We start from the raw sequence: 14,686 nt of genomic DNA on the forward strand, positions 1-14,686 counted from the left end.
CTTTCCCTTATCAATATTTCCTCCAGCAGACTGGCGCTTTCTCACCGCATTGTTGGCGAATAAACTGTTGGACGCGTTGGAATATCGCTTCGATGGCCGATGTTTCATACGCCAATATACGTACAGAAAAGCCTGGAACGGCTGCCGCTGAAAAACCGCAGCGAACCTCTTGCGGCATCTCTTCCATGAATTGGTTGAAACGTTCTAACACTTCTTTTGTGATGAAAGGAGAAAGAGCCACCAATGATCCGACATGCGTATAGCCGCCAAGCTGCAGCATGCTCGTTAAGTGCTGCCGCGAATCCAAGTACAGATGATCAAACAGAACGAGCGCCTCGTCTTGATACACCTTCAGTTTCGAGCGAATCCAATCATAGCGGAACAGCTCGCCGCTTTCCGACCATCCAGGCGTGATGATTTCGCCATAAACGATCGTGGAGCTTGAGGTGATGTACACCGTCGTTTCTTGAACAAACCGCGCATGCTCATAAGCGATCGTCGGGTCGGGAAAATATTCGAGTACGCTTTGCTCCCCAAGTGAAAATCGTGTATACTGCCTTACAGGTGTTGAAGGAGTTTTGTAGATTTTCGCCGCGGACTGAGTCGTCACCATCAACCGGGCGCTGGGCTCGAGGGAGATTTCCATATCATATGAATCTCCGTCGACATACCCGCCGCCAACGTGGACAAGATATAACGTCGGATAAGTTGAGTTGAGATAAACAGGGCGCATCAGTTTCAGCGCTCCTTCATTATAGCTGTCCAAAATGACGGTGCGGCCGTTTCTGAAGGCCGCTGTACATTGCAAACGCCCGGTCCAGCTCATTCTTCCAGCCCTGCCAGCAGCACCTGTTTTTCGATCCAATCCACAACGTCAAAAAGCCCGATCTCTTCTTTTAAATTCGTAAAAATGACCGGTTTCGCCCCTCGCGCCGCTTTGGCGTCCCGCTCCATCACTTCCAAGCTGGCGCCGACGTAAGGAGCCAAATCAATCTTATTAATCACGAGCAAATCCGACTTAATCATCCCTTGCCCGCCTTTGCGCGGAATTTTCTCCCCTTGGGCGACATCGATGACATAAATGGAGAAATCAACCAACTCCGGGCTGAAGGTCGCCGCCAAGTTATCGCCGCCGCTCTCGATAAAAATGAGTTCCACATCTGGATGGCGCCGCTTCAATTCGTCGATGGCGGCAAAATTCATTGATGCATCTTCGCGAATGGCCGTATGCGGGCATCCGCCCGTTTCGACGCCGATAATCCGATCTTCCGGCAAGACGCTATGTTTGATTAAAAACTGAGCGTCTTCTTTTGTATAAATATCGTTCGTGATGACCGCAATGCTAAAACGGCGATGCATCGCCCGCGTCAGCTTCTCCACAAGCATCGTTTTGCCGGCGCCGACCGGGCCGCCAATGCCAATTCGTACGGGTTCCATCATGATATTCCCCCTTCTTCGTTTTCCATTCAAACCCAAATAGGCGCTGTTTTGTTTGTCCAACATTACGACATAAACAACCGGACGGGAAGGCGTTCATGTTGCATTTGCGCGATTTCCAGACCAACGGCTGCCGTCCCGAGCTCCTCTTCGTCGAGCGCCTCGATGATGCTTGCGGCATGAATCAAATATGGCTGCACCATGACGAGCAGCTTTTGCCCGTCCGTTTGGCCGAGGGGAATGCCTCGGACCGCGTTTTGCACCATCGTTTGTACGGCGGCAAACAAATATGTCAACACAGTCGTTCGTTTCGACGCTTCGATTTTGCGGCCAACCGCCGCAAACACAATGGTCGGATGAATGGACCGCGTCGTTTGCACGATCTCATCCAATTCATCGACTCCGTAAATGTCGCGGCACAGTTTCCATAAGCGCTCGCCCATCATTCTCGTTCCTTCTCGCGTTTCCTTCGCCAGGCAGAGGGCAAACAGCGTTTCGTTCAGCCGCTGCAGTCCTTCCATGCTGTTGGCTTCCAACTGCTCATAGGCGATCCGGCACGCTAATCCATCCGTATACGTCAGCTGGGTCTGGATATAAACGACAAGCGCTTCACGAAACGTTTTGGCATCGCAAATTTGTTCATTGTACATGTATGTTTCAAACCCAAAGGAATGGGAAAATGCTCCAGACGGAAAATTCGAATCTGAGAGCTGCAGCAGCCACAACAGCTGTTGGTCAGTCATGGCGGTGGCCGATATGGCGAAACGCTTGTTTTACTTTCCGTTTTTCCCGCTTGTACGGGATGGCGAGCTGCTGAAGCAGCTCTTCGACTAAATAGTCATATTGGACGAGCATTTCCCCTTCCTCGAATTGGGCGGGCAAATGGCGGTTGCCGAGCTGATGAGCGATCTCCCCCATTTGTTTCAACGAAACCGGCTTTATAACAAGCAAATCCTCGGGAAGAACGGAAACAACGATCGCGTTATGGTCATCCATCCACAATACATCTCCATCCGCCAATTCTTTAGCTTCCTTTAGGCGAATGCCAAGTTCCCGCCCGTGATCGGTCACGACCCGCTGGATTCGTTTCACTAAATCGTCGCTTGCCATGTACACCCGTTCGATGTGCGGGGGGAGAGAAGGGAGGGTTTGAATATTGCCGATAATCGTTTCAATAATCATCATCATCACCTCAAAAAAGAAAATATCGTTGCGCCATGGCCACCACTTCGGCCGGCTCGCACGTAATGAGCCGCCCGTCGACCTTCACTTCATACGTCTGCGGATCGACATCGATTTGGGGCATGGCGTTGTTGAATACCATATCGTGTTTCGTCAACGAGCGAATGTTTCCAACCGGTTTGACGATTTTGTGCAGCCCCAGCTTGTCAGGAATGCCGCGCTCGAACGCCGCTTTGGATAAAAAGGTGATGGACGTTTTCGCGATGGCGGCGCCATAGCTGGCGAACATCGGGCGGTACAGCGCGGGCTGCGGCGTCGGAATGCTGGCGTTCGGGTCGCCCATCACGCTGTAGGCGATCATCCCGCCTTTGATGACGAGCTCAGGCTTGACCCCGAAAAAAGCGGGATGCCAAACGACCAAATCCGCGAATTTTCCGACTTCCACCGAGCCGACATATTCGGCAATCCCATGCGTAATGGCTGGATTGATCGTGTATTTGGCTACATACCGTTTGACGCGGACATTATCGCCCCGCCCCGTTTCCTCCGGCAAGCGGCCAAACTGTTTTTTCATTTTGTCGGCCGTTTGCCACGTGCGTAAAATGACTTCACCGACGCGCCCCATCGCTTGCGAGTCGGAACTGATCATGCTGAAGGCGCCGATGTCGTGCAAAATATCTTCAGCAGCGATCGTTTCTTTGCGGATGCGCGAATCGGCAAAGGCAATGTCTTCCGGAACGGACGGATCTAAATGATGGCACACCATTAACATATCTAAATGCTCATCAACCGTGTTTTTCGTATACGGCCGCGTCGGATTCGTGGAAGAAGGCAAAATGTTCGGGAAGCTGGCGACTTTCATAATATCGGGCGCATGCCCCCCTCCGGCTCCTTCCGTATGATATGTATGAATGACGCGCCCGTTAATGGCCTTCAGTGTATGCTCGACAAACCCGCCTTCATTCAATGTATCGGTATGAATGGCGACTTGCACATCGTACTCATCCGCCACTCGCAAGCACGCATCAATCGCCGCCGCCGTCGTTCCCCAGTCTTCATGAAGTTTGAGTCCAATCGCTCCGGCGCGGACTTGCTCAGCGATCGGCTCTTTCGCCGATGCGTTGCCTTTTCCTAAAAAACCGATATTCATCGGGAACGCTTCGGCGGCTTCAAGCATCCGGTAAATGTTCCACTCTCCCGGCGTGCACGTCGTGGCATTCGTTCCGGTCGCCGGCCCGGTCCCGCCGCCGATCATCGTCGTAATGCCCGATGACAGAGCAGTTTCGATTTGCTGCGGGCAAATGAAATGGATATGGGCGTCGACCCCGCCGGCTGTCACGATTTTTCCTTCCGCCGCGATCACTTCCGTTGAGGCGCCGATGACAATATTGACGCCATCCATTAACAGCGGATTCCCAGCCTTGCCGATGGCGGCGATGTTTCCATCTTTGATCCCGATATCGGCTTTGTAAATGCCGGTGTAATCAACGATGACGGCATTCGTCAGCACTAAATCGACCGCTTCGTCGCGGGTTGCGAGCGGATGTTGCCCCATCCCGTCGCGAATCACCTTCCCGCCGCCGAATTTCACTTCATCGCCGTAAACCGTATAGTCATGCTCAATTTCAATCCATAAGTCAGTATCCGCCAACCGGATGCAGTCCCCAGTCGTCGGCCCAAACATATCCGCGTATTGCCGTCTTGACATGGAAAAACTCATTCTCTTACTCCCCCCTTCCCGTTGTCATCAAGCGGACCGTTGACCATATTGTTTAATCCGTACACCCGGCGCTCGCCGGAGAACGGGACGAGCTCCACTTGCTTCGCATCCCCGGGTTCAAAACGGACCGCTGTCCCTGCAGGGATGTTCAAATGTTTTCCGTACGCCGACTGCCGGTCAAATTCAAGAAACGAGTTGACTTCAAAAAAGTGAAAATGGGAACCGACTTGCACCGGGCGATCGCCGCGGTTTACAACCGTCAGTTTCGTGGCCGATTTTTGTCGATTGCACACAACCGGTTCCTCACGCAATCGGTATTCTCCTGGGATCATATCATCACTCCTCTGTCCGCAGTCATGAAATCATCCAGCGCCGTTACGACCGGATCGGCTGGTGGACAGTGACGAGTTTCGTGCCGTCCGGAAACGTCGCCTCGACTTGAATCTCGTCGATCATGTCAGCGACGCCTTCCATCACATCATCGCGTGTCAAAATCGTCGCGCCGTATTGCATCAACTCCGCCACCGTCCGCCCGTCGCGGGCTCCTTCCAACAGCTCATACGTAATGAGCGCCACCGCTTCCGGATAATTCAGTTTCAATCCTCGTTCTTTCCGGCGGCGCGCCAAATCGGCGGCCACGACGATCAACAGCTTTTCCTGTTCGCGCGGAGTCAGTTTCACTCATCTCTTCCCCCTCATTGAATGCTCCCACCTATACTCGCAGGTTCAAGAAATCTCTCATTCACTAACACCGCTGTCTGCTGCTTAAACAGCAAGAAACGATTGAATATAAGTCAAATCAGCCCCATCGACATCCCCCTTCGCCACGACAGTGCCGCGATCCAAAATATAGAAACGATCGGCACAAGAAAACGCCAGCTCCACGCTATGTTCGACCAATACGATGCCAACCTGTTTTTCTTCGGCGATTTTCATAATCACATCATGAATCAACTCAACGATCGACGGCTGAATGCCTTCCATCGGTTCATCAAGCAAGAGCAGTTTCGGCCGGCCGGCCAACGCGCGGGCGATGGCCAGCTGTTGCTGCTGTCCGCCGCTTAAATCCCCTCCCTTTCGCTGGCGCATCTCTTTTAAGACTGGAAATAATGCATACATTTCCTCAAGGATCGGCTGAGGACGGACGTTCTCGGCCTGCGCTTCCAACCCGAGAAGGATATTTTCTTCCACTGTCAGCGCGGAGAAAATTTCCCTCCCTTGCGGCACATAGCCGATCCCTGCCCGCGCCCGACGCTCCGGCGGCCATCGCGTGATATCTTCTCCTTCCCATTCGATCACGCCTGACATCGGGCGAATCAACCCGATGATCGTTTTCATCAACGTCGTTTTGCCGACTCCGTTTCTGCCCAACACCGCCGTCACCCGGCTGAGAGGAATGTCCATGCGAACTTGATCGAGCACAACGCTTTCGTCATAGCCAGCCGTTACATTCCGGAGGCATAACACGCGTTTTTCCTCCTTCCAAGATACACATCGATGACTTGTTCGTTTTGCTGCACCTCATCAATCGAGCCTTCGCACAATACTTTTCCTTCATGCATGACCGTCACTTGCTTCGAATAACGGCGGACAAAGTCCATATCATGCTCCACAATGATCACCGCACAATGTTTGGCGATTTCGTGCAGCCATTCCCCCGTGCGCTCCCGTTCCGCCGCGCTCATGCCGGCAATCGGCTCATCCAATAAGAGAAGTTGCGGGCGCTGAATCAGCTGCATGCCAATTTCCAACCACTGCTTTTGGCCATGAGACAGGGTGCCCGCTAAGCGATGACGTTCATCAAGCAATCCAATTCTCTCTAGTTGTGCTGCCATGATCTCTTCCTCTTCTCCGGTCCGCTTCGCCCGCAAAACAGAACGCAGACGCTGGTCTTGTCGCATGGCCAACTCCATATTTTCCCATACCGTCAAAAATGGAAAAATGGAAGGGCTTTGAAACTTCCGGGCGATCCCCATTTGCACAATTTCATATTCGGGCCGTTTCGTGATGTCATGGGAGAAAAACAGCACTCGGCCGTCCGTCGCTCTCGTCCGTCCGCAAATGACATCGAGCAGCGTCGTTTTCCCCGCTCCGTTCGGGCCGATCAAAAACCGCACTTCATGAGGGTAAACCGCGAGATCAACACCTTGCAAAGCACGAAATCCATCGAAGTCAACGACGACGTCACGACACATCAACACGGGCTTCACGTTCATGCCCCCTTTTTGCTTTGATGAGAACGGCAACGAGCGATTCATAAATGCCCGCCAATCCTTTCGGAACCAATAACACGACAACGACAAACAGCGCGCCTAACAAAAGCAGCCATAGATCCGGATAATTTTCGCTTAAAAAGCTTTTCGCCGTGTTCATGACAACCGCGCCAATGATCGCGCCCATGAGCGATTGGCGTCCGCCGACAGCGGCCCATAACACCATTTCGATCGAAGGAATAATCCCCATCATCTCCGGGGAAATGAGCCCGACTTGCAGGACAAACAACGCCCCAGCCACCCCGGCAAAGGCTGCTGACAAACTATACACAAACACTTTATAGACGGTCGGATTGAATCCTAAAAAACGAACCCGGTTTTCCGCGTCGCGAATCGCGATGAGCACCTTCCCCAACCGTCCGGACGTCAAGCGGCGCGCCGCGACGAAAATGAGAGCGAGACAGGCCGTTGTCAGCCAATACAAAACGATTTGGGTGAGCGGCGATGACAGCGAAAAACCAAACACGGTCGAAAAATTGGTCAAGCCGTTCGTTCCGCCTGTCCATTCTTGCTTGCCGATAAACAACGTAACAAACACGACAACAACCGCCTGGGAAAGGAGAGAAAAATAGACACCTTTAATCCGATTTTTAAACGTTAAATAGCTTAATAGCGCAGCGAGCAACGTAGGAAGAGCGATCGCGGCGGCGATGGCCACCATAGGATGCGCAAACGGCTTCCAAAACCACGGCAGTTCGCGCACGCCGCTCCATTCCATAAAATCAGGCAAATGCCCTTGCGAAGCTTCGAGCTTCAAATACATCGCCATGCAATAAGCGCCTAACCCGAAGTACACCCCATGGCCGAGGCTCAAAATGCCGGTATAGCCCCAAATGAGGGAGATGCCGACCGCCACGATGGCAAAGCAAAGAAATTTGCCGAGCAGGGACAAGCGGAACTCGGTCAAATAAAACGGCGCAAGAAACAAGGCGGCAAAAAACAGCCAGTATCCCCAACGTTTGTTCACCATGCTCCCCCCTCAATCGAGCGACCGCGTTCTCACGCTAAGAAGACCGGATGGTTTCCATTGCAAGAAAGCAATAATCAAAACGAACACAATGACTTTGGCAATGGTGGCGCTTGTGGAATATTCGACGAACGTCGAAATCAAACCAATGCCAAATGCCCCCAGCAGCGTCCCGGCCAGTTTTCCCACTCCCCCTAAAATGACGACCATAAACGCATCGACAATATAGTATGTGCCGATCGTCGGCCCGATCGGCCCAAGCAAGGTCAACGCGCATCCCGCCACCCCCGCCAACCCTGAACCGATGGCAAACGAGTAAGCATCGACCTTTTGCGTGGCAATGCCGAGGCAGGCTGCCATCGACCGGTTCATGGTGACGGCTTGAATGCGTCGGCCAGCTCGTGTTTTCATTAAATACATATAGAGAAAGAAAACGATCGCCAACACAAGGCAAAGAAGAAACAACCGTTTATACGGAAACACTGCCCCAAACAAGCGGATTCCGCCATCCAGCCAGCTTGGCGGCACAACCGCCACGTTGGGCGCCCCAAAGATAAGGCGGGCGGTCTGTTGCAAAATCAAACTGATCCCCCATGTAGCCAACAAACTGTCCAACGGACGGCGATACAAATGGCGGATCAAACTTTTTTCCAACCCCCATCCAAGCAGAGCGGCGGCCAAAAATGACAATGGAATGGCGGCGACAAAATACAGCCCTGCCGAGTGCGGCATATGGCTAGTGAACCATCGCTGGATGACATAGGTCGTATACGCTCCGACCATCATCAGTTCACCGTGCGCCATATTGATGACGCCCATCAGCCCGAACGTGATCGCCAACCCAATGGCAATCAAAAGCAAAATCGAACCGACGCTCAGCCCGTTGAATAATTGGTCAATGAACATCGCCATCCCCCCTCTCATGTCCGCTGGGCGAGAAGGAAGGAAATCCCTTCCTTCCAAGTGAACTATTCACTTAATCCTTTCGCCCATGGGTAGCTCTTTAAATACGGATCTGGCTTCACCGGCTGGCCGGAATTCCATAACTCTTTGAATTGTCCGTCCGCTTGGATTTCGCCAATGCGCACCGTTTTCCATAGATGCTGCGTTTCCCCGTCAATTTTCACCGTTCCTTCCGGCGCCTTGTATTCAAGGCCGGCCGCCGCTTTTTTCACTTGATCAACATCAAAGGAACCGGCTTTTTTCACCGCTTCGGCCCATAAATGAACCGCAGTATACGCCGCTTCAATCGGGTCATCAGTCACGCGGTCTTGTCCGTACTTTTCTTTATACTTTTGTACAAATGCCTTATTCTCCGGTGTATCGGTCGTCTGGAAATAGTTCCACACAGCCAAATGACCGGCCAACACATCCGGCCCGATCCCGCGGATTTCTTCTTCTGCGATGCTGACGGACATCACCGTCACGTCTTTCGGTGTGATGCCAGCGTCTTTCAACTGTTTGAAAAAGGCGACATTGCTATCGCCGTTGAGCGTATTGAAGACGACAGCCGGTTTCACTTGTTTGATTTTGCTGATAATGGTGCTATAATCGGTATGGCCGAGCGGCGTATATTCTTCCCCGACCACTTGCCCTCCTTCGGCCTTCAGCTGAGCCTTGATGATTTTGTTGGCTGTCCGCGGAAAGACGTAATCCGACCCGAGCAAGAAAAACGTTTTGCCGCGGTTTTTCAAGAGCCAGCTGACCGCCGGAACGATTTGTTGATTCGTCGTCGCCCCGGTGTAAAAGATGTTCGGCGACGACTCCATCCCTTCATATTGCACCGGATACCAAAGCAGCCCATTGTTTTGCTCCACAACCGGAAGCATCGCTTTGCGGCTCGCCGATGTCCAACCGCCAAAAATGGCGGCCACTTGATCTTTTTGCAGCAGTTTTTTCGCCTTTTCGGCAAACGTCGGCCAGTCCGACGCCCCATCTTCCACAACCGGTTCAATTTTCTTGCCGAGCAGCCCCCCGGATGCATTGATTTCCTCGATCGCCATTAACTCGGCATCGCGCAGCGACACTTCACTGATGGCCATCGTTCCGCTCAGCGAATGGAGAATCCCGACTTTGACCGTACCGCCTTCTTTACTAGCCGAAGACGAATCCTTTTTGTTTTCGTTTTTGGCTTGATCAACAGCTGATGACGCCGCACATCCCCCCAGGGCAAAAACGCTGATGCATAAAAGCAACCATAATTTCCGCATGAATGTTGGTTTCATTCGCACACCCTTCCCCCTATTCATTTTGAAAATCAATGAGTCCCTATACCTCGTTCATCTGGCAAAGCGGCCTCCCTCCCTTGTTCCTCAAAGGTGATGAGTGATATCCATTTTGTGCAAACCATCTTGAGGATGTGTTCTTGATTAGCAGTGTAAGGCCTAGATATAGTTGATTCAACAACATTGTCATATTTTATTACATATTTTTGTTATATTTATTATCATAAAAATATGCATCATGATTTCTAAACCAATTGATCGCGCCTAAAAACAAAAAACACCCCAAAAAGGCACACATGCGCCTTTTCAGGGCGTCTTTCATTTCGAAAGCGCCAAATCCGCTCCGATGACTCCGACAATTTGACCGTTATGATCCGTAATGGGAGCGGACACCGTGACACAAAGATGTTTCGTCAATGCCGATACATACGGATCGGAAACGTACACTGTTCCTCCGCTGGCTTCCTGAAACCACGACCGGACTTTGGCGTTGACCAATCCGGCTGGCGGGTTCGAATACACAAACGTGCCATCAAGACGATTCGACCAGACGGCCTCAATTTCTCCGTTCTCGGATAAAAATCGGTCCAATACTCGTCGGTGCATGGCCTCATCCATTTGTTCCAACGGAGCTGACTGAAGCAAAGCGGATAGTTTCTGAATCATGTTTTTCACCACCGCATCATCGACAGAAATCGTTTCCCTCATCCAATCACGCCCGACCGTTTGTTGCAGCTCCTCCGCTGTCTTTTGCAACGCTTCGTTAATGCGTAAAATCTGTCCGACGCTCTCGTGCTGTTCGTTCATATCCGCCGTCACTCGCTCGACAAACCGTTGATTTTCCCGGCTCAATTGCACGATTTCTTCAAGCAGGCCGGCGATTTCTTTCACGCTGTCCGACTGTCCAGACGCCGACTGGACAGAAGAGGAGACGAGGTCCGTCATATCATTCAGCTGCCGCTGCAACGAATGAAGGAACGCCATAATCGCTTCCATCTCTTTTTCTTCGACATCGATTTGCTTTGTTTCTTCGCGAACGATATCGGTCGTCGCTGCGATTTCGCGTTGAATGAGCGACAAAATGTCTTGCGTTTGCTGGACGGCTTCGGACGTTTGGCTCGCCAGCATGCCGATCTCGCGCGCCACAACCGCAAACCCGCGCCCGTGTTCTCCAGCACGGGCTGCTTCAATATTGGCGTTTAGCGACAAAATTTTCGTTTTTTGTGAAATCTCGCCGATCGCCGATATAATTTGATTGATGCGTTGAGAATGATGAACGAGGTGATTCATTTGTTTCAACAACGTTTCATGTTGGGAGCGCAATGTTCGAATTTCCTTTTGCAACGTTTCTAATGAATTCCATGAATGCAACCATTGTTCAGAAAACTGCCGGCTGCTTGCATGAATGTCGTTCGAAGATGCGGCAATTTCCTTAGCCGCTTCCTCGATTGCCCGCATTTTTTTCGCCACTTTTTCTGTATACTCCACCGTTTTTTCGCTGTGATCCATCAGCTCTGCTGCACTGTTCCGGCTTGAATCGGAAATGTCATTGAGCAAAACCGCTGCCAGCTTCATCTGTTCCATCACCGCCTTGAGCTGATCGACGGCCACGACAATTTGCCTAGCGATTTGTTTTCGTTCTTCCCGCTTTCCCTCCTGCCGAGGCCAATCGGATTCACGCCTTGTTTTTCTCTCCGCACGTCTCGCAAAAATCAATGGACGTCACTCCTTATGTAATTTTTTATTACATAATTATAATATAAAATATGACAAAAGGGCATATAAAAATAAGACGCCCGTTCTCCTAAAAAACAGGCGTCTTGCATTGGAAAGGCTAGAGGACCATATTCAACAACAAAATGAAGACAAACGCCACCACCGAAATAATCGTCTCCATCGCCGTCCATGTCATGAGCGTTTCTTTCACCGTCATCCCGAAATACTCCTTGATCATCCAGAAGCCGGAGTCGTTGACGTGCGACAAGATCAAGGATCCGGCTCCAGTCGCCAAGACGAGCAGTTCCACGTTCGTGCCCGGCATGGTGGCCGCAATCGGTGCGACGATGCCCGCGGCGGTCATCATCGACACAGTCGCTGACCCGGTCGCCACGCGGATGAGCGCCGCAATGCCCCAGCCTAACAGGAGCGGAGACAAGTGCGAGTGTTTCGCCACTTCCGCGATTTGTTCGCCGATGCCGGAATCAAGCAGCACTTTGTTGAACGCGCCGCCCGCCCCGATGATAAGCAGGATGTTCGCGACCGGACCAAGGCAGTCATTGGCGAACTTCAGCACGGTGTCGCGATTGAAGCCGCGGGCGTAGCCAAGGCTGAAGAACGAATAAACCGTAGCGATCAGCATCGCCACAATCGGGTCGCCGATAAAGCGCAGCACTTTCGCTGCTTCCGACTTTTGATCAAGCGTGACGTTGGCGATCGAAGCAATCAACATCAAAATAACGGGAAGCAAAATCGTAAACAGCGTATTTCCGAAGCCTGGAAGCTCCCGTGCTTCTTTATGTTGCACGAGCTGTTCGGCGATTTCCGCCGGCACTTTTTTATACATGCGCGAGCCGATCCATTTGCCGTACAGCGGCCCAGCAATGATCGCCGTCGGAAGGCCGACAATGATCGAATACAAAATCGTTTTTCCGACATCCGCCTTAAAAATGCCGACTGCCGCCATCGCCGCCGGGTGCGGCGGGACAAGGCCGTGCACGACAGACAAACCGGCGACAAGCGGAATGCCGATCGTGACCAGTGAAATGCCTGTTTCCATCGCAATCGTAAAAACAAGCGGAATAAGCAAGACAAACCCGACTTGGAAAAAGACCGGAATCCCGACTAAAAAGGCGACGACCATCATCGCCCAATGGACGCGTTTTTGGCCGAAGCGGTCGATCAACGTTTTCGCAATGCGCTCAGCGCCGCCCGATTCAGCCATCATTTTGCCAAGCATCGTCCCAAGCGCCAAGACGATCGCTAAAAAGCCTAGCGTATTGCCCAGCCCTGCTTTAATCGAATCGATGATGCCCGGCGTTTCCGGCGACGGCGCGATAAGCGGCATGCCCATCGCCAGCCCGACGCCGACGGACACTAAAATAAGGGCGACAAACGGATGCATTTTCGCCGCCGTAATGAGCAATAACAAGACAATAATAGCGGCCACAACAATGGCAATTCCCATCATGCACTCCTCCTTGGTTTTGAGATAAATCGATTTAGTGCAAAAAAGCAAGCGGTTTCACGTTTTTAGAGAAAAAGAGGGGGTAAATCGATTTAGTGCCCGCCAATGATGGGGCTAAACCGATTTCGTTTCCGACCCCTTTGCCCCATTCCGCCGTTGAAACGCGGCGATGATGTTAAACTCCTCTTTCAACCGCTCATACAAGCGGGCATACAAATCAAACAGTTCAGCGTAAATGAGCGTATGTTCTTCCTTCGGTTCATGACGGGCTGTCGTGTCGATCCACGTTTTCACCGTTTCGAGCGACGGCAGCTCGCCTAACGCGTAAAGCGCCACCGCAGCCGCCCCTAACGCCGACGCTTCATGCGTCTGCGGCACGATGAGCGGTTTGCCCAACATATCAGAAAGCATTTGCCGCCAAAACGGCGATTTCGCAAATCCGCCTGAGACGCGTATTTCCGTCATCGGCCCCGTGACATCGCGAATGGCCAAGGCGACAGAGAGAATGCTGAAGCAGACGCCTTCCATGACAGCACGGATGAAATGCTCGCGCTTATGGTGCAGGCCGAGGCCGAAAAACGTTCCGCGCGCATTCGCATTCCAATACGGCGCCCGCTCGCCCGATAAAAACGGCAAAAACACCAGCCCCTCGGATCCAGGCGGAACACGTTCGGCGTATTTCGTCAACAAATCGTATGGATCCATTCCGAGCTTTTTCGCCACTTCCCGCTCCTGGGCGCCGAACTCATCGCGCAGCCAGCGAAGCAAAATGCCCCCGTTGTTCGTCGGACCGCCGACGACCCAATAGCCGGGCGTCAACGCATAACAAAACGTCCGCCCTTTTTCGTCCGTCGTCGGGGTCGCGGCAATCGTCCGCACCGCCCCGCTCGTTCCGATCGTGATGGCCGCTTCACCCGGGAGCACCGCCCCAACGCCGACATTGGCGAGCACGCCGTCGCTCGCGCCGATGACGACGGGCACGTCAGGGGGCACCCCCATTTTTTCCGCCCACTCTTTTTTCATTCCGCTAAGCACGTGTGTCGCCGGCACAAGGCGCGGCAATTGTTCACGGCGAAGCCCGACAAGAGCGAGCACCTCCTCGTCCCAATCGAGCGTGTCCAACCGGAATAAACCCGTTGCCGATGCCATGGAATGGTCGGCGACATAGTCACCGTACAGGCGATACAGCACATAATCTTTCACCGACACAAACCAGTGCGCTTGCTGAAATACATCCGGCTGCTCCTCCTTGAGCCAAAGCAATTTCGATAGCGGCGACATCGGATGGATCGGCGTCCCCGTCCGCCGATAAATGGCAAGCCCGTTTTGCTCTTTCAACAACCGCTCCGCTTGGGCGACGCTTCGGTTGTCGGCCCAGATGAGGAGACGGGTGAGCGGCCGCCCCGACTCGTCAAGCGCCATAATCGAGTGCATCGCCGCGCTCAAGCCCATCGCTTTCACCTGCTCTGGGCGGATACCATAGCGGACTGTCACCGCCCCGACCGCTTGAATGACCGCCGCAAACAGCTCATCAGGATCCTGCTCGGCAAATCCCGGATGCGGCTGGATGATCGGATAGTCGACGGCGTGAGAAGCCAGCACCTTCCCCCGCCCGTCAAACACGACCGCTTTCGTACTTGTCGTTCCAATATCAATCCCAATGACGACGTCCCCGTGAATCGCCATCGTTTCTCCTCC

General features: G+C 52.7%; 15 protein-coding genes. All 15 read right to left on the reverse strand.

Going from position 1 to position 14,686, the window contains the following annotated elements:
* Window positions 1-10: 10 nt before the first annotated feature.
* The gene (locus GYMC52_RS09645) at window positions 11-826 is read right to left on the reverse strand and encodes an urease accessory protein UreD (RefSeq protein WP_013523943.1); all 816 of its coding nucleotides are present in this window, start codon (window positions 824-826) and stop codon (window positions 11-13) included.
* Window positions 823-1,437: an urease accessory protein UreG gene (gene ureG / locus GYMC52_RS09650; protein WP_013523944.1), complete on the reverse strand. Its 615-nt coding sequence runs from the start codon at window positions 1,435-1,437 to the stop codon at window positions 823-825. The genes GYMC52_RS09645 and ureG overlap by 4 nt, the downstream gene beginning before the upstream one ends.
* A gap of 65 nt (window positions 1,438-1,502) precedes the next feature.
* Window positions 1,503-2,180: an urease accessory protein UreF gene (locus tag GYMC52_RS09655; RefSeq protein ID WP_013523945.1), complete on the reverse strand. Its 678-nt coding sequence runs from the start codon at window positions 2,178-2,180 to the stop codon at window positions 1,503-1,505.
* Window positions 2,173-2,619 (reverse strand): urease accessory protein UreE, encoded by a 447-nt coding sequence (gene ureE, locus GYMC52_RS09660; RefSeq protein ID WP_021321542.1) that lies wholly within the window; start codon window positions 2,617-2,619, stop codon window positions 2,173-2,175. Before ureE ends, GYMC52_RS09655 begins: the two co-directional genes overlap by 8 nt.
* A 10-nt stretch (window positions 2,620-2,629) precedes the next feature.
* Window positions 2,630-4,339 carry an urease subunit alpha gene (gene ureC / locus GYMC52_RS09665; protein WP_013523946.1) on the reverse strand — a complete coding sequence of 570 codons (1,710 nt, stop codon included), beginning with the start codon at window positions 4,337-4,339 and terminating at the stop codon, window positions 2,630-2,632.
* Window positions 4,336-4,671: an urease subunit beta gene (locus tag GYMC52_RS09670; protein ID WP_013145136.1), complete on the reverse strand. Its 336-nt coding sequence runs from the start codon at window positions 4,669-4,671 to the stop codon at window positions 4,336-4,338. Before GYMC52_RS09670 ends, ureC begins: the two co-directional genes overlap by 4 nt.
* 43 nt (window positions 4,672-4,714) lie before the next feature.
* Window positions 4,715-5,020 (reverse strand): urease subunit gamma, encoded by a 306-nt coding sequence (locus tag GYMC52_RS09675; protein WP_011231418.1) that lies wholly within the window; start codon window positions 5,018-5,020, stop codon window positions 4,715-4,717.
* A gap of 84 nt (window positions 5,021-5,104) precedes the next feature.
* On the reverse strand, window positions 5,105-5,806 hold the full coding sequence (urtE, locus tag GYMC52_RS09680) for an urea ABC transporter ATP-binding subunit UrtE (protein ID WP_013523947.1): 702 nt from the start codon (window positions 5,804-5,806) through the stop codon (window positions 5,105-5,107).
* Window positions 5,785-6,549, reverse strand: coding sequence for an urea ABC transporter ATP-binding protein UrtD (gene urtD, locus GYMC52_RS09685; protein ID WP_013523948.1), 765 nt, complete (start codon window positions 6,547-6,549; stop codon window positions 5,785-5,787). Before urtD ends, urtE begins: the two co-directional genes overlap by 22 nt.
* On the reverse strand, window positions 6,524-7,582 hold the full coding sequence (gene urtC / locus GYMC52_RS09690; protein WP_013523949.1) for an urea ABC transporter permease subunit UrtC: 1,059 nt from the start codon (window positions 7,580-7,582) through the stop codon (window positions 6,524-6,526). The genes urtD and urtC overlap by 26 nt, the downstream gene beginning before the upstream one ends.
* 9 nt (window positions 7,583-7,591) lie before the next feature.
* Complete coding sequence (gene urtB / locus GYMC52_RS09695) at window positions 7,592-8,491, reverse strand: urea ABC transporter permease subunit UrtB (RefSeq protein ID WP_041468368.1); 900 nt, start codon at window positions 8,489-8,491, stop codon at window positions 7,592-7,594.
* 56 nt (window positions 8,492-8,547) lie between these two features.
* Window positions 8,548-9,804 carry an urea ABC transporter substrate-binding protein gene (gene urtA / locus GYMC52_RS09700; protein ID WP_013523950.1) on the reverse strand — a complete coding sequence of 419 codons (1,257 nt, stop codon included), beginning with the start codon at window positions 9,802-9,804 and terminating at the stop codon, window positions 8,548-8,550.
* Between the two features lie 318 nt (window positions 9,805-10,122).
* Window positions 10,123-11,520, reverse strand: coding sequence for a methyl-accepting chemotaxis protein (locus tag GYMC52_RS09705; protein WP_013523952.1), 1,398 nt, complete (start codon window positions 11,518-11,520; stop codon window positions 10,123-10,125).
* Window positions 11,521-11,638: 118 nt separating this feature from the next.
* Entirely contained in the window at window positions 11,639-12,988 is a 1,350-nt protein-coding gene (locus GYMC52_RS09710) for a GntP family permease (protein ID WP_041469466.1), read from the reverse strand.
* Between the two features lie 114 nt (window positions 12,989-13,102).
* Window positions 13,103-14,674, reverse strand: coding sequence for a gluconokinase (gntK, locus tag GYMC52_RS09715; RefSeq protein WP_013523954.1), 1,572 nt, complete (start codon window positions 14,672-14,674; stop codon window positions 13,103-13,105).
* Window positions 14,675-14,686: the final 12 nt, after the last annotated feature.

The organism is Geobacillus sp. Y412MC52, from assembly GCF_000174795.2.
Lineage (GTDB): Bacteria > Bacillota > Bacilli > Bacillales > Anoxybacillaceae > Geobacillus > Geobacillus thermoleovorans.